This window comes from Mycobacterium sp. FW102-FHT13B02 (assembly GCF_058790275.1).
The window spans coordinates 63,258-82,087 of the sequence record NZ_JBYTCM010000003.1; the positions used below are offsets into that span (position 1 = coordinate 63,258).

The following is an 18,830-nucleotide window of genomic DNA, read 5'->3' on the forward strand; positions in this document are numbered from 1 at the left end:
CGAACTAGTGTTCTATATATGCCCACGGACCGCGCCACCATCGGCACCGCCTACGCGGCCCTGCAGGATGCCATCGCGATGGTCAACAGCCTCGACTACACCGGACTGCCGATCGAGGTCTTGCTGGAGTTGCAGTCTCTGCGCGAAACCCTGAAATGCTCCACTGAAGCCACCGATCACCAGATCCTGGCCGCCGCCCAAACCCAGGCCACCGCCAAAGACATCGGCGCCAAAGACTGGCCCGAAGTCCTGCACATCCGGCACCGCATCAGCCGTGACGAAGCCCGCCGCCGGGTCCGCGACTGCGACCACCTCGGTCCCCGGTCGGCGATCACCGGGGAGCCGTTAGGTCCGGTGTGGGCGCTGGTGGCTGCGGCGCTGGCGGAGGGCGCGATCAATATCGAGCATGTCGCGGTGATCACCCACTTCTTCGCGAAGGTGCCTTTGTGGGTGGACCCGGCCACCCTCGCCCAGTGCGAACGCGACCTGGTCGCCGCCGCGCGGTACAAGAGCCCCGAGGACTTGCGGGCCGCCGCAAAAGACTTGTTGTACCGGCTCGATCAGGACGGGCCCGAACCCGACGATGACGAACCGGATCCGAAACGTTCATTCGTGATGGGCAAGCAACAGCCCGACGGCCGCACCGAGGCCACCGCCACCCTGACCCCCGAAGCCCGCGCGTACTGGGACGCCATCTTCGACAAATACGCCGCACCCGGGATGTGCAACCCCGCCGACGAGGTGCCGTGTGTGTCCGGAACCCCGACCGCCGAACAGATCGCCAACGACACCCGCACCCTCGCCCAGCGCCAGCACGACGCGCAGATGTGGGTCGTCCGCATGGCCCTGACCTCCGGGATGCTCGGTGAGCACAATGGGCTGCCGGTCTCGGTGGTCGCCACCACCACTCTGCAGGAACTGCAACAGGGTGCCGGCGGCGCCGTCACCCACACCGGGTCGAAACTCTCGATCCGAGACGTGATTCGGATGGCCTCCCGCTCGTACTGCTACCTCGCGGTGTTCGACCAACACACCAACATCCCGCTCTATCTGGGACGGACCCGGCGCACCGCCACGCCCGGGCAACGCATCATGCTGTTCGCTCGCGACCGCGGGTGCACCAAACCGGGCTGCACCGCGCCGGCCTCGCGCTGTCAAGCCCACCATGCGGTCTGCAACTGGCGCGACGACGGCCAGACCGACATCACCGACATGACCCTGGCCTGCGGCTGCGACAACGTCCTGGCCGACACCGGCGGCTGGACCACCACCATGAAAAACGGCCGAGCCCACTGGACCCCACCGCCCCTACTCGACGTCGGCCAACCAAGGACGAACCAATACCACCACCCGACGCTGTACCCGCCCGAGGGTGAGGACGCCGATGGTGAAAGCGACAGTCCCGCAATCTGACCCGGCATACCGCCGCAGCACCCCATGCCGCGACGGCAATGCCGCACGCGCCGACGGATGCCACAGAACATCGTGGCCGCCGAAGGCAAGCGCGCGGCGCTGATCACCGCCCGCGACACCATGGTGCGTGGCATCGCCGTCCGCAGCCCCCTGAGTCGCGGCATCCTCTCGACCAGCGCAACGACGCTGCTATTCTCTGAAACGGAGAATGCCACTATCAGTTAGGTAGCGAATGCAGGGCGAGAGAAGCGACGGACCGCGTTCGGTCAACGTGGAGTTCGACGGCGGGTTGGCCGTCCTGACCATCGACCGCCCGCACGCGCGCAATGCCATTTCGCTGGACACGATGGACCAACTGAACGCCGCGCTGGACACCGTGGCAGACGCCCGGGTGCTGGTGATCAAGGGCGCAGGCGACCGCGCCTTCGTGTCTGGCGGGGACCTCAAGGAGCTGGCCGCCATCACCACTCACGACGAGGCCGCAGAGATGGCGTGGCGGATGCGCGGCATCTGCGATCGGCTGGTGAATTTTCCCGGCCCGGTGATCGCCGCCCTCAACGGGCACGCACTCGGCGGGGGCGCGGAGTTCGCCACCGCGGCCGACATCCGGCTGGCGGCCGACGACATCAAGATCGGCTTCAACCAGGTGACCCTGCAGATCATGCCGGCGTGGGGCGGCGCCGAACGGCTGGCGGCTCTGGTGGGCACCGGCAGGGCACTGCTGCTCGCAGGTACCGGCGAGATCCTCACCGCCGGCGAGGCCGAGCGAATCGGCTTGGTGGACAAGGTTTTCGAGCGGTCACACTTCGAGGACGGCTGGCGCCGGGTGGCCCAGGCGCTGACGGCCGCGCCCGTGCATGACATCAAGCGTGTCGTCCGCGGGTTGCCAGCTGCGGACGCCGTGGATGCCTTCGCCCGACATTGGGTGTCTGACGAGCATTGGGCGGCTGTCGACAACCGCACCAAACCGGTGCAAAGTCTTGACGCAGGACGCTCAGCCTGACCGGAGGCCTCGTGTCTCGTGCGCTGCTAACGGCGCCGACAGCTGGCCCCGTAGCTCTCGTTTCAGGACCTTGCCGTAACTGTTCTTGGGCATCTCGTCGAGGTACAGATAGCGCTTCGGCCGTTTGAATCGTGCAATGCGGTCCAGGAGATAGGCGTCCAACTCGACGGCCGGGGCGGTGCCGACGATGAACGCGACGGCGATCTCGCCCCACTCGGGATCCGGCGCACCCACCACGGCGGCTTCCGCGACGTCGGGATGTTCCAGCAGCACTTCCTCGACTTCGCGCGGATAGATATTGCTGCCACCGCTGATCACCACGTCCTTCGACCGGTCACGCAGGGTCAGGTGGCCGCGGTCGTCGAACGAACCCATGTCCCCCGTGTACAGCCAGCCGCCCCGCAACGTCTCGGTGGTGGCCGCTGGGTTGTTCCAGTAGCCGGCCATGACAACGTCTCCGCGGCAGACGATTTCGCCGATCTCACCGGTGGCGGCGCGAGTGCCGTCCTGCCGCAGCACGGCCACCTCGACACCGGAGCGGGCGTAGCCGACCGAGCTGAGGACTGCGTCGTCACCGGATTCGTGGTCGGCGCGGCGCAGGCCCGTGATGGTCATCGGCGCCTCCCCCTGGCCGTACAGCTGCGCGAAGACGGGACCGAACGCGGCCATCGCCTTCTTCAAGCCGGCGAGGTACATCGGTCCGCCGCCGTAAATGACGGTGCGCAGGTTGCGCGGCCGGGCCCGGCCGGTGTCGACCAGACGGGCCACCATGGTCGGCGCCAGGAACGCACTGCTGCCGGGGTGGTGGTCGCAGAGGTCGAGGAACTCATCAGGGTCGAACGCAGCGGACTCGGGTACGACCTGGCGCGCACCACGCAACACATATGGCGGGATGTAGAGCCCGGAACCGTGTGACATCGGTGCCCCGTGCAGGAGACTGCAGTTCTCGTCGGGGTCGTCGAGATCAGCCAAGTGCGCCAGCGTCATGGACATCAGGTTGCGATGGGACAGCATCGCGCCTTTGGAGCGGCCGGTGGTGCCGCTCGTGTAGAACAGCCACGCCAGCGCTGACGGGTCGTCGCCGGGCAGATCGACGGGCGGAGCGGCCAGCCGCTGCGAATACTGTGCGGTACCAATGACTTCGGCAGACCGCTCGAGGCGAGCAGCAATGGTCGGTGACGCGAAGATCAGAGACGCGCCGCTGTCATCGAGGATCTGCGCCATCTCGCGGGCGTGCAGCTTGTAGTTGATCGGAACCGCGACACATCGGGCCGCCCAGATCGCGAACAACAGCTCGACGATCTCGGGGCGGTTCTCGCTGGCGATCGCAATTCTTGCCCCGGGTGTGCCGAGGCCGGCGGCCAGGCGTAAGGCGCGCTCCCGCAACTCCTTCCACGTATGCAGTTGGGTCCGCCCGCGATACACCGCACCGCGGTCACCGAAGCGGGTGGCAGCGGAATCGAGCACGGCGAACATGTTCACCGCGCGATCCACTCCGAGTCCAGGGCGTGGTCCGACAAATACTTGGTCGAACTCCACCCGCCGTCAACGACGATGGTCTGGCCGTTGATGAAACTTCCCGCCTCCGAACACAGGAACGCCACGGTGCCGGCGATGTCCTCGACCCGACCGAGCCGTTGGTGCGGTGTCATTTCCACGTTGATCTTGCGGAATCGCTCGTCGTCCAATCGGTGCGCGACCATCGGCGTCATCGTGACCCCGGGTGCCACGGCGTTACAACGGATTCCGTGCGCACCGTACTGACATGCGATGTGTGTGGTCAGCGCCGTCAGCCCGCCTTTGGCTGCCGAATACGCGCCGCCGCGCAGCCCACCGACGACAGCGAACGTCGAGGTGACGTTGATGATCGCCGACCCCGGCGCCAGGTGCGCGATGACCTCGCGGGCCAGCCGGAACGGCGCGCGCAGCATCAGACCGAGCGCGTAGTCCAGTGCTTCATCATCGGTTTCGTGCAGCGGCTTCGGGCTGCCGACCCCGGCATTGTTCACCAGGAAGTCGATACGTCCCCACCGGCTGAGCGTGGCCTCGACGATGCGGGACGGCGCGTCGTCGTCGGTGAGGTTCACCGCGAGAGTGGCGATGCGGTCGGGGTTGCGCCGTCGCAATTCCGCCAGACGCGATTCATCCCGTCCGGTACCCAGCACGGCCATGCCGGCCTCGGCCAGCGTTGTCGCGCAACCGAATCCGATTCCGCTGCTGGCACCCGTGACGATCGCTACCCGCATGTCAGCCTCGCTCTGATCTGGTGCTTGAGGACCTTGCCCGCATCGTTCTTCGGCAGCGTGTCCCATGTCTCGACCTGCTCGGGGATCTTGAACCGGGCAATGCCCTTGTCCGCGAGAAAGGTTCGCAGGTCGGCGATCCCGGGTCGCCACCCCGCCGCGGGCACGACGACGGCGCACGCCCGCTCCCCCGTCCGCGCGTCGGGCAACCCTACGATCGCGATCTCCGCTATTCCCGGGTGGCCGATCAAGATGTCCTCGACCTCCTTGGGCGCGATGTTTTCGCCATTGCGGACGATGATGTCCTTGGCCCGTCCGGTCACCACGAGGTAGTCCCCGTTCCACCGGCCGAGGTCGCCAGTACGGAAATACCCCTCTTCGTCATGGGATTCGTCGTGTGCGTCACGGTAGCCGATGAGCATCTGGGGACCCCGGACCCGGATCTCATCGTCGACCAGCCTGATGTCGGCGATACCCGCACGGCCGTCGGTGTCCGCAGCAGCATCGGCATCATCGAGCGCGCCTACGGTGGTGACCGGAACTTCCGTGGACCCGTAGACGCGACTGACCCCGGCGCGCTCGAAATATGCGGTGGCCCTGCGGATCAGCGAAGGTGACACGGACGCGCCGCCGCAGATGAAGACCAACAGATCAGGCAGGCGTGTGCCGGCACGTTCAGCAGCGTCCAGAATCTGCTCGAGGATCGGCGTGGCACCGGCGATGTGGGTGCACCGTTCCGCGACCATCAGGGCCACCGCAGCATCGGCATCCCACCGATCCATGAGAACCGCGGTGGTGCCGAGCAGCAGCGGGCACTCGAACGCGTAGATGGAGCCGCCGATGTGGGCGATCGGTGAGGGCACCAGAAATGTGTCGCCAGGCTTGATCCGCCAGTGGTCACGGAGCTGCCCGATCAGCGCACCGATCGAGTTATGACTGTGCAGAACGCCTTTCGCGCGTCCGCTGGTGCCCGAGGTGTAGAGCAGCACGGCAGGGTCGTCGGGTGAGACCACCGGAAAGTCGCGGGGTGTCGCGCCTGTCGGCAGCGCTCCGTCGCGCACCACGACGATCTCCGGCGGGGTCTCCATCATCGCCGTCACGCGGGCCAGCATCGCGGCGTAGTCGTGGCCGCGAAACTCACCGGGGATGAGGATCATCCGGCAGTCCGCATCGGTGAGGATGAAGGACAACTCGTGGTCGCGCAACGAGGGCAGGATCGGATTCACCACCATGCCGGCGAGCAGCGCCCCGAGGTAGACGACGGCGGCCTCGGACCAGTTCGGCAGCATGAACGACACGACGCTGCCGGTCGGCAGCCGCGCCGAAAGGTGAGCAGCCAGCGCGCAGGCATCGTCGTGCAGTGTGGCGCCATCGACGCGGTGCGCGCCGTCGACCAGCACGGTGCGGTTGTCGCCCGCGAGTTCGCGGAGATCATCGAGGATTGTGCGCATCACCGCCTCAGCTCTTGACCCGCCGCATCGTCATCGAATGCCGGTACCGCGCCGCTGGATGGGTGTTGACGGTGACCTGCGCGACGTCGCCGTCCGACGTCCGGTAGGTGCGCCGCATCTGCAGAGCGGCCGTACCCGCATCCACCTTCAGCTCCGCGGCCAGGCCCGGCGAGACGAGCACCGCCGAAATCTCCTGGTGCACTTCGGCAATACTGACTCCGAACAGATCCTCGATCAGTGGGAAGATCGGACCCGAATGCCGGTGCAGCAACCGGCCCACGGCTGCGAACTCGCGGCTGATGTAGTACTCGGTGCGGCAGATGGGCGCACTGTTTCCGCTGCGAAAGCCGTCGACCGCCAGCCATTGCGAACCGGCCACCAGGCCCGTCCGGTTCTCGAGGTCGGCGCCGATGGTGACCATGGCGGTGGACACGATCTCGAACTGCGCGCCCTCGGCGAAGGCGAGCAGATCGTCGATCGACATCACGTCCTGGGCATACGTGTTCGCCGTGGATCGCGGCACGACCAGGGTCCCGGCGCGCGGCTTCGACTCGACCAGGTTGTCGTCCCGGAGGCGGCGCAGCGCTTCCCGAACGGTGTAGCGGGACACGGCGAATCGCTCGCAGAGTTCGTGTTCGGTGGGCAGCTGGGAGCCGACCGGGTAAACGCCGTCGACGATCTCCTTGCGCAGGGTGCGCGCCACCTGTAGATAGCGGTGTTCGGTGGTGGGGGCGGTCATGGGTGTTCCGGACGCAGAGCCAGCACGCTGCCGTCGCCGTCTGCCGAGACGTAGAGCGTGCCGTCGGGTCCGACGGCGATGCCCGCGAATGGTCCTTGCGCCCCGGAGAACGGCGGCAGGCCCCTGAGTGGCTTCGGCTCGACACCGGGCGGCGAGCCGATAGGCAAGTCCGCCGCAATTGTGGTGCGGGCCTTGTTGCCCAAGCCGAACACGACAACCTCCTTGGTGCCCGCATCGACGATATAGAGCCGGCTACCGGCAACCGCAATGCCCTGTGGACACCCAAGCCCGTCGACAACGACATCGACGGTCGAGCCCTTGACTTTCACGATCCGGCCGGCTGCCGACTCCGCGACCAGCACGCCGCCGTCGGGTGCGATCGCCACCCCCACCGGGTCGAGCAGCCCGGTGGCCAGCACCTCGACCGTCCCGGCCGCCACGGCCAGTACCCGCCCGGCGCCGAGTTCGGCGACCACCACGGCGTCGCCGTCGACCGCCACCCCGTACAGCTGGTCGAATCCGTCTGCCAGTACCTCGGTTTCGGCGCGCTCGGGCGCATACCTGCTGATCTGGCCGCCCGAGGTGGTGACCACGAACTCACCGGCACCGCACGGAGCCAAGCCCCGCACGAACCCGGGGTATCCCGGCGAGAAGAGCATCGCGACCGTTTGCAGTGCGCCGTCGGCGCCCACGGCATAGAGGTAGGTGCCGTCGGCGACGTACAGTCGGCCGTGGGTGCCGATGGCAACATCCAGCGGCCAGTTCAGCCCGCCCGGTAGCAGTGCGCGCGTCCCCCCGTCGGTGAGGATCTCTGTGATCTCGCCGGTGAAATTCGAAGCGAACAAACGCTTTCCGACGAAGGTCAGGTTGTCGAGTCCGGGCGTCAGCTGCGCCAGTACCCGCTGTTCACCACTGCGTGGGTCAATGCGAAGAACTTGTCCGGTGGCTACCTGGGTTGAGACGATGCAACCGTCGGCGTCGAACTTGACGGCGTCGGGCACGCCGAGATCGCCCGCAACCCGCTGCGGTGCACCACCATTCGGATTCACCCGCCAGATCTCGTTGGCGGTCAACAACGGGAAGTACAGCATCCCGTCCGGCCCGACCTCCATCGCGTTCGGTGACGGGAGGTTCTCCAGCAGGACCCGCGTCACTCCCCCGCCCAGATCGAGTTCCAGGAGCCGCCCACCGTCACGACATTCGTTGACGAACAGCCGATCCTGGTGCACGGTGATGCCGTTGGCGCTGGGGAGGTCGGCGCGAAGGACACGGCCGCGACCCGCCGCGTCGAGCACACTGACCCGGCCGTCCATCACCTCGGTGGCATACAGGTTCCCGGCGCCGTCGAACGCGACGTCGTCGGGCGCGATGATGTCACCGCCCTTGGCGGCCACCGTCTCGAGCGCTCCGCTGACCGGATCCAGCGCGCTGATCTGGCTGCCGGTCACCTGGGCGACATAAATGCGCCCGTCGGGACCGGTGCGCAATCCGTTCGCGCCGAACAGCCGGCTCGGCGCAGTCACCCGCTCAAGACGCCAGCCCTGCGCAACGCTCGGATTGGTCGCGATGTAGCGGCTCATGAGGGGCGACGCTATCAAGCCGCAGTAGTCCAGACAATAGGGCGGCCCTGCCCCTCAGAAACCCTTGACTAGCGGATTCCCCCTGCGGAATAGTGTTCTCCAATATGCAGAACAAGCTATGTTGTCCGGACAATTAGCATGTCGGTCACCAAACTGTTGCGACTGGACGGTCGCGTCGTCGTCGTCTCCGGCGCGGGCGGTGGTGGCATCGGCACCACCATCACCCGCATGGCCGCAGAATCAGGAGCGACGGTGATCGCCGTCAGCCGTTCCCAGGCGAATCTCGACCAGCATGTCGCGCCGCTCACGGCCGCCGGCCTCGCCGTCATCCCTGTCGCGGCCGACGCGTCGACCGACGAAGGCATCACCGCGGTCATCGACCAGGTGCGCAATACCGACGGCGCACTGCACGGCCTGGTGAATGTCGCGGGCGGCGCCGAGCCGGGCACCTGGATGCCGTTGACGCGCGTGACCCGCGACGACTGGCGGGCACTCTTCACCCGCAATCTGGAAACGGCGTTCTTCATGGGCCAGGCCGTGGCCAACGAGCTGCGGGCGGCACGGCGTCCCGGATCGATCGTCTCGATCTCGTCGGTCAGCGGCATGAACACCGCGCCCTTTCACATCGCGTACGGCACGGCGAAGGCGGCCGTCGTCGCCATGACCCGCACCATGGCCGTCGAGCTCGCGGCCGACGGCATCCGGGTCAATGCCGTCGCCCCCGGGGTCACTCAGACGGCAGCCTCGGCAACGTATGTAGACGACGATCCGGACCGCGATCGTCAGGCCATCGCGATGGGCCGCCGCGGAAACCCCGACGAGCAGGCCGGCGCAATCCTCTTTTTGTTGTCGGACCTGTCGAGCTACGTCACCGGTCAGACGCTTCTCGTCGACGGCGGCCTCAATCTCAAGTGGAGTCACCTCGGCGCCGACCACACCTCGCTGTTCCTGAAAGACGAGTCCTTCCGCACGACGATCAAGGAGATGTGATGGAGGAACTTTCGCAGCCGACGACCATCGGCGTCGAAGCCTACGTCAGCCCCGAGTACGCCCGTGCCGAGCGGGATCGGTTGTGGCGCAGGGTATGGCAACAAGTCGGACGTGTCGAGGAACTGCCGGACATCGGCAGCTTTCTGACTTATGACATCCTCGACGACTCGATCATCGTGGTGCGGACAGGGGCCGGCACGACGGCTGAGAATTTCCGGGCCCACCACAACGTCTGTATGCATCGCGGACGCCGCCTGGTCGACACCCCGGACGGCGCGAAGAACGCCCGCGGACGCAGCCACAAGAGCTTCGTATGCGGATTCCATGGTTGGACATACGGACTCGACGGCGCCTGCACCCACATCCGCGAAGAAGATGACTGGCAGGGTGTGCTGACGCCTCAGAACACGCACCTGACGCCTGTGCGCGTCGAGTGTTGGGGCGGCTGGCTTTTCATCAACATGGACAACGACTGTGAACCGTTGGCGGACTACCTCTTTCCAGCCGCCAAGATCCTCGACCCGTTCCGGCTGGACAACATGCGTTACAAGTGGCGCAAGTGGCTGAACTTCGACTGCAACTGGAAAGTCGCGATGGAGGCCTTCAACGAGACCTACCACGTGTTCACCACCCATCCGGAATTCAATAGGTTCGGCGAATTCAAAGGCTGGGCGAAGGCGCAGGGCCGGCACAGCAACATCGGCTACGACGCGCCCAAAGGTCTCGCCGAAACCAAGTCGAAGATCCGGCTCGGGATCGGGGACCCGCGCATCTCGACCGCCGAAATGCAGGTCTACACAATGGAAGAGACCAACGCGACCACGACGCAGACGCTTGTGGACGCCGCCAAGCGCCTGGTCGACGAATTACCGGAGGACACCCCGGCGGACAAAGTGCTGGAGCATTGGCTGTCCTCGGCCCGCCGCGATGACGAGGCACGTGGGGTCATCTGGCCGACCATCCCCGCAGACGTGCTGGGCCAGAGCGGCACGGCGTGGCAACTGTTCCCGAACTTCCAGATCGGCCAGGGCCTGACGAGCGCGCTGTGCTACACCGCCCGGCCGGACCCGACCTACGATCCGAACAAGTGCATCTTCGAGGTCGCGGTGTTCGAGTTGTATCCGAATGGTCAAGAGCCGCAGACGGAGTGGGAGTACACCCCGAAAGACAGCCCGAATTGGCTGTCGGTGCTGCCACAGGACTTCTCCAATATGGCGGCGGTGCAGCAGGGCATGAAGTCGGCCGGCTTCCCCGGCACGAAGCCCAATCCCTACCGCGAACGCAGCACCGTGAATCTGCACCACCAGCTGGCGAAGTACATGGGCACCGGCGAACCACAGGAGTTGCGATGAACGACACGTGCGGACCCACCCAGACGCCCGATGTCGACATCGACGCGATGCGGGCGAAGTACGCGCAGGAGCGCGCGAAGCGCGTCCGCCCCGAAGGCTCGGCCCAATATCTGGAAGCCGCTGGGGATTACGCCGATTTCTCCGACCACGATCCGCACACCCCGGTGACGCCACGGGCGCCGATCGATGCGGACCTCGAGGTGGTGATCCTGGGCGGCGGTATCGCCGGGCTACTGGCAGGCGCCTACCTGACGAAGGCCGGCGTCGAGGACGTACACGTCATCGAGGCGGGCGGCGACTTCGGCGGGGTCTGGTACTGGAACCGCTTCCCCGGAATCCAATGCGACAACGACGCCTACTGTTACATCCCGCTGCTCGAAGAGCTGGATTTCATGCCGTCGAAGAAGTTCGCCGACGGGGCCGAAATCCTCGCGCACTGCCAGAACGTCGGGAAGCATTTCGGTCTCTACGACGGCGCCATCTTCTCGACCCAGGTGCGCACCGTGCGCTGGAGTGAGAGCATCAAGCGGTGGCGGCTGACCACGAATCGTGGCGACGACATCCGTGCCCGCTTCGTCGTCATGACGCAGGGCTCCTACAACAGGCCGAAGCTACCCGGCATCCCCGGTATCAACGACTACCGAGATGCCGGCGGGCACGTCTTCCATTCCGCGCGTTGGGATTACGACTACACCGGGGGCGACGCGAGCGGCGGCCTCGACAAGCTCGCCGACAAGCGCGTCGCCCTCGTGGGCACCGGCGCGACGGGTGTGCAGCTGGTCCCGCACCTCGGCCGGGATGCCCAGCACCTCTACGTCTTCCAGCGCACGCCGTCGTCGGTCGACTTCCGCGGCAACGAACCCACCGATCCGGTATGGGCGCGGGCGCTGCAGCCGGGCTGGCAGGCCGAACGTAAGCGCAACTTCCACCGGTGGTCGCCGTTCGAGGGCGTGGTGTTCGATGCCGCCGACCAGGTCTGCGATTTCTGGACCGAGCTCGGCCGTAATCTGACGGCCCGCATCGCCGCAAGTCCCGATCCCACCGCCCTGGGCGTCGAACAGATCATGGCGATGCGGGAGGAAGAGGACTACAAGATCATGGAGCGGCTGCGCCGCCGGATCGCCGACGTGGTCGACGACCCCGATACCGCGGAGGCGCTCAAGCCGTACTACCGATTCATGTGCAAGCGGCCGACGTCGAGCGACGAGTACCTCCCCGCCTTCAACCGCCCCAACGTCACGCTGGTCGACGTCTCGGCATCACAGGGTGTGGAGCGACTCACCCGGGCAGGCATTGTCGCGGGTGGGGTTGAGTACGAGGTGGATTGCGTCATCTTCGCCAGCGGCTTCGAGATCTCCACCGAGATCAGCCGCCGCTACGCGATGGATGCGATCGAGGGCCGCGACGGGGTATCGCTGTTCGACCACTGGCGCGACAGCTTCCAGACGCTCCACGGAATGACGAGCCGCGGTTTCCCCAATCAGTTCCACACCGGCTTCATCCAGGGCGGCGTGTCGGCCAACACCACCGCGATGTTCGAGCAGCAGGCCGAACATATCGCCTACATCATCGCCGAGGCCATCAAGCGCGGCGCCGCCACTGTCGAGCCCAGCCAGGAGGGCCAGGACGCGTGGGTGGCCACCATCCGGGAGCTCGCCTTCGACAACACGGCTTTCGACAACAGTTGCACGCCAGGCTATTACAACAATGAGGGCCGCGGCTTCGGCGACGCGACGCGCTCATTTCTCGGCGAGGTCTACGCGCCCGGCTTCTACGCGTTCGACGATCTGCTGAAGGCGTGGCGGGACGCCGGCGACCTCGATGGCCTGGTGCTGGGAAATTAGATGTCCGACTTGAGATTCGACGGTCGCGTCGCGGTCGTCACGGGAGCGGGACGGGGGTTGGGGCGCGCGTACGCCCTACTGCTCGCCTCGCGCGGAGCCAGCGTCGTGGTCAACGACTCCGGCGGCACCATATCGGGTCACGGGGTCGACGAGGGTCCGGCCCACGACGTGGTGCAGGCGATCACCGCCGCCGGCGGCAAGGCTGTCGCGTGCACCCACTCGGTGGACAACCCGACCGGTGGCCGGGCCATCATCGACGCCGCGCTGGAACGCTACGGACGCGTCGACATCCTGATCCACAACGCCGGTAACGTCCGGCGGGCGCGGCTACGGGACATGACGTCCGACGACTTCGACGCGGTGCTCGACGTCCACCTGCGCGGCGCGTTTCATGTTGTGCGGCCGGCTTTCCCGGTGATGTGCGACGCGGGCTACGGCCGCATCGTCCTGACTTCGTCGATCGGCGGACTGTACGGCAACCACGAGGTGGCGAATTACGCCGCCGCCAAAACCGGCGTGATCGGGCTGTCGAATGTCGTTGCACTCGAAGGGGCTTCAGACGGTGTCAACTGCAACGTCGTCGTGCCCGCCGCCGTCACGAGGATGGCCGAAGGCGTCGACACCTCGGCCTATCCCCCGATGTCGCCCGAACTGGTGGCCCCGGTGGTCGGCTGGTTGGCCCACGAATCCTGCTCCGTCACCGGAGAAATCTTCGTCGCACTGGCCGGCCGCGTGGCGCGGGCCGTCGTCTCCGAAACCCCCGGGGTGTACCGGCCGTCGTGGTCCATCGAGGACGTGGCCGCACAATCGGCGGCGATCCGGGACGCCACGGCACCGGTGAACTTCCCCGTGGTCCCCGACGGACACGGCGACCACATCCGCTACAGCTTCGCGATGGCCGCTCATGGCTAGCGGGCCAGCCAGCGGGCCGGCCCGTGGACCGCTGCACGGGCTACGCGTCATCGACCTCACCGCCATGGTGATGGGGCCCTACTGCACGCAGATCATGGCCGACATGGGCGCCGACGTCATCAAGGTCGAACCGCCGCAAGGTGATGACACGCGCTTCATCTCGGTGGGTCCGGCGCCCGGCATGAGCGGGGTGTTCGTCAACGTCAACCGCGGCAAGCGCAGCGCGGTGCTGGACCTGCGTACCGATGCCGGCCGCAGAGCACTGAAAGCCTTGTGCGAGAAGGCCGACGTGTTCATCCATTCGATGCGCGCCAAGGCCATCACCCGGCTGGGATTCGGCTACGACGACGTGGCGGCGCTCAACCCGCGCATCGTCTACACCAACTGCTACGGCTACGGTCGCCGCGGACCGGACCACGACCGGCCCGCATACGACGACACCATCCAGGCCGAGTGCGGGCTGCCTGCCGTTCAGGCGCAACTCACCGGGCAAGCGGACTACGTCGGCACCATCATGGCGGACAAGATCGCCGGGCTCACCGCGCTCTACGCCACCACCATGGCGCTGTTCCACCGCGAACGCACCGGCGAGGGACAAGAGGTCGAGGTCGCGATGTTCGAGACCATGGCCTCGTTCATGCTCGTCGAACACGCCAACGGCGCGATGTTCGACCCGCCCCTCGGTCCCGCCGTGTACCCGCGCACCGTGGCGCCCAACCGCCGTCCCTACCGCACCAGCGACGGGGAGATCGCCGCCCTGATCTACAACGACCGGCACTGGGCCGCATTCATCGATGCGGTGCAACCGCCGTGGGCCGGCGACCAGTACGCCACGCTGGAACAACGCGCCCGCACCATCGACACCGTGTACGGGCTGGTCGCCGAGACCATGAAGGAACGCACGACCGATGAATGGCTGGCCCTGTTCCGCACTTTGGAGATCCCCGCGGCGCCGCTGAACACCCCGGACGCGTTGTTCGACGACCCCCATCTCAATGCCGTCGGCCTGTTCGAAACGGTGGACACCCCGCACGGCCCGGTGCGCTTTCCCGGAGTGCCGACGTGGTTCTCCCGCACGCCCGGCCGCGTCGCCGGCCCGGCACCGATGCTCGGCGCCGATACCGACGAGGTGTTGAGCGAACTGTGAGCAGCCGAGAATGACCATGGACTTCGAGATGGCCGCGGACGCCACGACGTTGCGCCGTCAACTGCGCGACCTTGTGAAACAGTATGTGCCGGAGGACTTTCTGGGCGCCTTCACCGATGATCCGGCGGATCTTGCGGTGGCGCAGCGGTTCTGCCGCATCCTCGCCGAGCGCGAGCTGCTGTGCCTGGCCTGGCCCGAGGAGTTCGGCGGTCGAGGCGCATCGGTATGGGAGCAGACCGTCGTACGCGAGGAGATGTGGGCACATCACGAGCCGCGGGGCGCCCAGTACATGGGTGTCAACTGGGTCGGCCCCATCATCATGCGCCACGGCACGCGGCAGCAACAGCGCACGCATCTGCCGCCCATCGCCCGTGGCGAGGTGATCTGGTGCCAAGGTTTCTCGGAGCCGGAAGCGGGATCGGACCTCGCGTCGCTGCGCACCACCGCACGTCCTGACGGTGACGGCTGGCGGATCACCGGTCAGAAGATCTGGACCTCCTACGCCACCATGGCGCAGCGGTGCTTCCTGCTCGCGCGAACCTCACGCCAGGAGAAAAAGCAGCAAGGTCTCACGATTTTCCTTGTCCCGATGGATGATCCGGCGATACAGGTCCGGCCCATCCGCACCATGCTCGGTCCGCACCACCTCAACGAGGTGTTCATCGACGAGCTGCGAGTCACGCCGGCCGACGTACTCGGCACGGTGGATCAGGGCTGGTCGATCGTGCAGGACGTGATGGCGTTCGAACGGGTCGGCATCGCCCGCTATGCGCGGTGCGAACGGCTGCTGGCCGCGGCGCCGACGGCACTGGGTGACCGTTGGCAGGCACTGCCGGATGAGTTGCGCAGCAGGTGGGTACGCATGCTGACGCACTGCCGACGGGCCCGTCTGATGGCGTATCGGGTGGTGGCACTACAGGCCGGCGGGCAGGTGCAGCCGGGCGACGCGGCGGCCTACCGCATCGCCGTCACCCGGCTGGATCAGGACAGCGCCGAGGTGCTCAGCGACCTGGCCGCCGAACTCAGCGACGACAGCGCGTATACCCGGTGGTTCAGAGCCGAGGTGGCAGATCACTGGCGCTACTCGCAGGCCTCGACCGTGTCATCCGGAAGTATCGAGATGCAGCGCATCCTGCTGTCCCGGGCATTGCTGGGGGCGCGATGATCCTCGACCTCGGTGTACAGGCCAAAGAGTTCGGCCGCCAAGCGCTTCGGGCGTTCGAGGCCGCCGGCGGCGACGCCCTCGTGCAGCAGGCAGAGGCCAAGCCGGACACCCGCGCGGAACTCGTCGAAGGTGTGTTGCGGGAACTGGGCACCTGGGATCTGAACGCATGCTCTGACGCCGACGAGCTGGAAGCGGCCGCCGCGCTGTGCCGCAGCGCCGGATACTGGGCGCTGCCCTATCCGGTGGCAGAGATACTGTCCCGGCCCGGCGATCTCGAGGTGGACGGATTATCGGTCGTAGCCGACGTCAACCCGGCCGCCCCGGTAGCCGGACTCGATGGACGGTGGGCGGCCGTCACCGTCGCCGGCAGCCGTGGTGCAGTGGTCGGACACGGGCCGGCCGGCCCGGGGTTCGTGGCCCCGCTCGAGCTGTCGGCCGTCGACGACCGCGGCGCCACCGATGTCGCGCTTGCTCTGGTCCTGCCGTGCTGGACGCTGCTGGGCATGCTGGACCGCGCGATGGAACTCACCGTCGCGCACGTCACGATGCGCAAGCAGTTCGGCTCTCCTCTCTCGTCGTTCCAGGGTGTGCAGTTCCAGCTGACCGACGCCGAGGTGGAACGCAGCGGGCTGGACATCCTGGCCAAACACGCGTTGTGGAGTGTCGGCACCGACCGGCCGGAAGCCACCAATGATGCGTTGGCGCTGCGGATGTCGGCCATCGAAGCTGCTGATGTCGTGTTCCGCGTGTGCCACCAGTTGCACGGCGCCGTCGGCTTCTGCGACGAGACCACCCTCTCGTGGCTGTCGCGGTACAGCCAGCCGCTGCGCCGGCTGCCGCTGGGGCTCTCCGCGACGAAAGCCGAACTGACTCGGAGGATGTCGTGACCGCCGGCTTCCGCGAACACGTACGCGCCTGGTGCGACGAGCATGTCCCCCGCGACTGGCGACGCACCCAAACCGGCGTCCCGGAAACGGAATTCGTGCGCTTCCAGAAAGCATGGTTCGCGGAGCTGCATGCCGCGGGGTTCGCCGTTCCGCACTGGCCCCGCGAATGGGGCGGCGGCATGACCGTGGCCGACCAGATCGTGCTGTACCAGGAGCTGGCTGCACACGATGCACCCCGGCTCGTCCTGGCGTTCGTCGGCATCCACCACGCCGCGGCCACGCTGCTGGCGGCGGGCACCGAAGCCCAACGGCAGCAGCACCTTCCGGCCATCCTCGACGGTGAAATATGGGTGCAGGGCTTCTCCGAGCCGGAGGCCGGCTCGGACCTGGCGAGCCTGCGGACCTCGGCCCGCCGTTCCGGTGACTCATACGTCGTCAACGGGCAGAAGCTGTGGGCCAGCGGCGGCGTGCACGCCGACTGGTGCCTGCTACTGGCCCGCACCGATCCGGATGCCCCGAAACGCAAGGGCATCTCGTACTTCCTGCTCGATATGCGCAGCCCGGGAGTCGACGTCCGCCCGATCCGCAACGCGATGGGTGACTCACACTTCTGCGAGATCTTCCTGACCGACGTGGTCGTTCCGGCGGCGAATCTCGTCGGCGCGGAAAACGCCGGATGGCAGGTGGCGCAGTCGACGTTGGGCGCCGAGCGCGGCCTGACCATGCTGGAACTCTCGGAGCGCCTGGCTCACAGCGGTTTTCGGCGACTGGTCGAGACCTGCCCGGCCGACGATCCGGTGGTCGCCGACCGGCTGGCCCAGTTGGAGATCGAGATCACCGGCCTGCGCGGCCTCTGCCGCCGCGTGGTGGAGAATGCGGCTGGCGAAGAAACCGGCTCGACCAATCCCGCCGACGCGTCGATCGTCAAGCTGTTCTACAGCGAATTGCTGCAACGCCTTACCGATTTCGGCGTCGAAGCCGGCGGTCTGGGCGTCCACACCGATCTGACGAAGCCGATGTCGAGTGGCTGGGAGTCGGGCTCGTGGGTACTGGACTTCATCGGGTCATGGGAGTGGACCATTCCCGGCGGGACCAGCGAGATTCAGCGCACCATCATCGGCGAGCGGGGACTCGGCCTGCCACGAGAGCTGAGTCCGCCGTGACCGATTTCACCGAGTTCCATGACGAGCTGCGGTCGGTCGCCGGCGATCTGCTGGCCAAGGCCAACAATGTCGAGTGGCCGTCCCTCGTCGCGGCCGGCTGGGTCGGGCTCGAGGTGCCCGAAGAGTTCGGTGGCGCCGGGACAACGTTCGCCGAAGTGGCCGTCGTCTGCGAGGAACTGGGCCGGGCCGCCGGCGCCACCAGTTTTCTCGGCAGCGCGGTGCTGACAGTCGGTGCCCTGAACATGCTGGCGCCCAGCGGTCTTCGCGACGAGCTGCTCACGGGCGTGGCATCGGGCAGCACGCGGCTGGCCCTGGCCATGGACTCGCACGATTTCGTGCCCGACGCCGAAGGCGCCGACCGCATCCTCCTGATATCAGGCGATGGAGTTTCGGTCGTCGACGCACCTGCCGTCCCGCAACCCGTACTCGACGAGTCGCGGCGCCTGGCCACCGTGATCGCCGACGGTGCCGCCGAGACCTTGCACTACGCAGACACTTCCGCTGACCCGATCGGCCTCCTGAGAGATCGGGCCGCAGTGGCGATCGCTGCCGACAGCCTCGGCATCGCCGAGGCGATGCTCGCCGCGACGGTGGACTACACCACGGTGCGCCATCAATTCGGCCGTCCGATCGGATCATTCCAAGCAGTCAAGCATGCGTGCGCCGACATGCTGGTCCAGGTCGAAGTGGCACGTGAACTCGTTCGCGCCGCAGTCGAATCCGTGGTGCAGGGTCGTGCGGACGCCGCCGCCTCGATGGCCAAGGCCTACGCCACCGGCGTGGCCGTCGACATCGCGGGCAAGGCCATGCAGCTCCACGGCGGCATCGGCTACACGTGGGAAAGCGGCATCCACGTCTACCTCAAACGCGCCGCACTCAACCGTTCGCTGTACGGCTCTCCGGCAGCACACCGCAGACAACTGGCCAAGCGCTACCGATAG

Annotated in this window: 17 protein-coding genes; 12 read left to right on the plus strand and 5 right to left on the minus strand. The window is 66.9% G+C overall.

The features are described 5' to 3' along the window. Positions 1-18: 18 nt before the first annotated feature. The 3 genes from AC3WTE_RS05855 to AC3WTE_RS05865 are packed head-to-tail and all read left to right on the plus strand — an operon-like array spanning position 19 to position 2,416. Positions 19-1,413 (plus strand): HNH endonuclease signature motif containing protein, encoded by a 1,395-nt coding sequence (locus AC3WTE_RS05855; protein WP_492436409.1) that lies wholly within the window; start codon positions 19-21, stop codon positions 1,411-1,413. A gap of 57 nt (positions 1,414-1,470) precedes the next feature. Further along, positions 1,471-1,638, plus strand: a complete 168-nt coding sequence (locus AC3WTE_RS05860) for a hypothetical protein (protein WP_492436410.1) — start codon at positions 1,471-1,473, stop codon at positions 1,636-1,638. Positions 1,639-1,645: 7 nt separating this feature from the next. Next, entirely contained in the window at positions 1,646-2,416 is a 771-nt protein-coding gene (locus AC3WTE_RS05865; protein ID WP_492436412.1) for an enoyl-CoA hydratase/isomerase family protein, read from the plus strand. Here AC3WTE_RS05865 and AC3WTE_RS05870 read toward each other — a convergent pair. From AC3WTE_RS05870 to AC3WTE_RS05890, 5 genes are read right to left on the minus strand one after another with little or no spacing between them, the layout of a single operon-like run. Further along, complete coding sequence (locus AC3WTE_RS05870) at positions 2,408-3,898, minus strand: AMP-binding protein (RefSeq protein WP_492436414.1); 1,491 nt, start codon at positions 3,896-3,898, stop codon at positions 2,408-2,410. The two genes, AC3WTE_RS05865 and AC3WTE_RS05870, sit on opposite strands and share 9 nt — an antisense overlap. Then, positions 3,895-4,662 (minus strand): SDR family NAD(P)-dependent oxidoreductase, encoded by a 768-nt coding sequence (locus AC3WTE_RS05875; protein WP_492436415.1) that lies wholly within the window; start codon positions 4,660-4,662, stop codon positions 3,895-3,897. Before AC3WTE_RS05875 ends, AC3WTE_RS05870 begins: the two co-directional genes overlap by 4 nt. Then, entirely contained in the window at positions 4,653-6,110 is a 1,458-nt protein-coding gene (locus AC3WTE_RS05880; protein ID WP_492436817.1) for an AMP-binding protein, read from the minus strand. The genes AC3WTE_RS05875 and AC3WTE_RS05880 overlap by 10 nt, the downstream gene beginning before the upstream one ends. A 7-nt stretch (positions 6,111-6,117) precedes the next feature. Next, positions 6,118-6,849: a GntR family transcriptional regulator gene (locus AC3WTE_RS05885; protein ID WP_492436417.1), complete on the minus strand. Its 732-nt coding sequence runs from the start codon at positions 6,847-6,849 to the stop codon at positions 6,118-6,120. Next, positions 6,846-8,429, minus strand: coding sequence for an SMP-30/gluconolactonase/LRE family protein (locus AC3WTE_RS05890; protein ID WP_492436419.1), 1,584 nt, complete (start codon positions 8,427-8,429; stop codon positions 6,846-6,848). The genes AC3WTE_RS05885 and AC3WTE_RS05890 overlap by 4 nt, the downstream gene beginning before the upstream one ends. A 138-nt stretch (positions 8,430-8,567) precedes the next feature. Between AC3WTE_RS05890 and AC3WTE_RS05895 the strand changes: the two genes are divergently transcribed. The 9 genes from AC3WTE_RS05895 to AC3WTE_RS05935 are packed head-to-tail and all read left to right on the plus strand — an operon-like array spanning position 8,568 to position 18,830. Then, positions 8,568-9,419 carry an SDR family NAD(P)-dependent oxidoreductase gene (locus tag AC3WTE_RS05895; RefSeq protein WP_492436421.1) on the plus strand — a complete coding sequence of 284 codons (852 nt, stop codon included), beginning with the start codon at positions 8,568-8,570 and terminating at the stop codon, positions 9,417-9,419. Further along, positions 9,419-10,771 (plus strand): aromatic ring-hydroxylating oxygenase subunit alpha, encoded by a 1,353-nt coding sequence (locus AC3WTE_RS05900; protein WP_492436423.1) that lies wholly within the window; start codon positions 9,419-9,421, stop codon positions 10,769-10,771. Before AC3WTE_RS05895 ends, AC3WTE_RS05900 begins: the two co-directional genes overlap by 1 nt. After that, positions 10,768-12,615, plus strand: a complete 1,848-nt coding sequence (locus tag AC3WTE_RS05905) for a flavin-containing monooxygenase (protein WP_492436425.1) — start codon at positions 10,768-10,770, stop codon at positions 12,613-12,615. The genes AC3WTE_RS05900 and AC3WTE_RS05905 overlap by 4 nt, the downstream gene beginning before the upstream one ends. Next, positions 12,616-13,527 (plus strand): SDR family NAD(P)-dependent oxidoreductase, encoded by a 912-nt coding sequence (locus AC3WTE_RS05910; RefSeq protein ID WP_492436426.1) that lies wholly within the window; start codon positions 12,616-12,618, stop codon positions 13,525-13,527. It begins immediately after the preceding gene. A 31-nt stretch (positions 13,528-13,558) separates the two neighbouring features. Then, the gene (locus AC3WTE_RS05915; RefSeq protein ID WP_492436819.1) at positions 13,559-14,674 is read left to right on the plus strand and encodes a CaiB/BaiF CoA transferase family protein; all 1,116 of its coding nucleotides are present in this window, start codon (positions 13,559-13,561) and stop codon (positions 14,672-14,674) included. A gap of 16 nt (positions 14,675-14,690) precedes the next feature. Then, positions 14,691-15,839: an acyl-CoA dehydrogenase family protein gene (locus AC3WTE_RS05920; protein ID WP_492436820.1), complete on the plus strand. Its 1,149-nt coding sequence runs from the start codon at positions 14,691-14,693 to the stop codon at positions 15,837-15,839. Further along, the gene (locus AC3WTE_RS05925) at positions 15,836-16,726 is read left to right on the plus strand and encodes an acyl-CoA dehydrogenase family protein (RefSeq protein ID WP_492436427.1); all 891 of its coding nucleotides are present in this window, start codon (positions 15,836-15,838) and stop codon (positions 16,724-16,726) included. The genes AC3WTE_RS05920 and AC3WTE_RS05925 overlap by 4 nt, the downstream gene beginning before the upstream one ends. After that, positions 16,723-17,889, plus strand: coding sequence for an acyl-CoA dehydrogenase family protein (locus tag AC3WTE_RS05930; RefSeq protein WP_492436429.1), 1,167 nt, complete (start codon positions 16,723-16,725; stop codon positions 17,887-17,889). The genes AC3WTE_RS05925 and AC3WTE_RS05930 overlap by 4 nt, the downstream gene beginning before the upstream one ends. Continuing rightward, entirely contained in the window at positions 17,886-18,830 is a 945-nt protein-coding gene (locus AC3WTE_RS05935) for an acyl-CoA dehydrogenase family protein (RefSeq protein ID WP_492436430.1), read from the plus strand. The genes AC3WTE_RS05930 and AC3WTE_RS05935 overlap by 4 nt, the downstream gene beginning before the upstream one ends.

Coding starts and splice junctions, on each gene's coding strand:
- AC3WTE_RS05860 (WP_492436410.1), top strand. CDS start 1,471: ATGCCACAGAACATCGTGGCCGCCGAAGGCAAGCGCGCGGCGCTGATC.
- AC3WTE_RS05855 (WP_492436409.1), top strand. CDS start 19: ATGCCCACGGACCGCGCCACCATCGGCACCGCCTACGCGGCCCTGCAG.
- AC3WTE_RS05905 (WP_492436425.1), top strand. CDS start 10,768: ATGAACGACACGTGCGGACCCACCCAGACGCCCGATGTCGACATCGAC.
- AC3WTE_RS05885 (WP_492436417.1), bottom strand. CDS start 6,849: ATGACCGCCCCCACCACCGAACACCGCTATCTACAGGTGGCGCGCACC.
- AC3WTE_RS05910 (WP_492436426.1), top strand. CDS start 12,616: ATGTCCGACTTGAGATTCGACGGTCGCGTCGCGGTCGTCACGGGAGCG.
- AC3WTE_RS05865 (WP_492436412.1), top strand. CDS start 1,646: ATGCAGGGCGAGAGAAGCGACGGACCGCGTTCGGTCAACGTGGAGTTC.
- AC3WTE_RS05900 (WP_492436423.1), top strand. CDS start 9,419: ATGGAGGAACTTTCGCAGCCGACGACCATCGGCGTCGAAGCCTACGTC.
- AC3WTE_RS05890 (WP_492436419.1), bottom strand. CDS start 8,429: ATGAGCCGCTACATCGCGACCAATCCGAGCGTTGCGCAGGGCTGGCGT.
- AC3WTE_RS05875 (WP_492436415.1), bottom strand. CDS start 4,662: ATGCGGGTAGCGATCGTCACGGGTGCCAGCAGCGGAATCGGATTCGGT.
- AC3WTE_RS05880 (WP_492436817.1), bottom strand. CDS start 6,110: ATGCGCACAATCCTCGATGATCTCCGCGAACTCGCGGGCGACAACCGC.
- AC3WTE_RS05925 (WP_492436427.1), top strand. CDS start 15,836: ATGATCCTCGACCTCGGTGTACAGGCCAAAGAGTTCGGCCGCCAAGCG.
- AC3WTE_RS05920 (WP_492436820.1), top strand. CDS start 14,691: ATGGACTTCGAGATGGCCGCGGACGCCACGACGTTGCGCCGTCAACTG.
- AC3WTE_RS05895 (WP_492436421.1), top strand. CDS start 8,568: ATGTCGGTCACCAAACTGTTGCGACTGGACGGTCGCGTCGTCGTCGTC.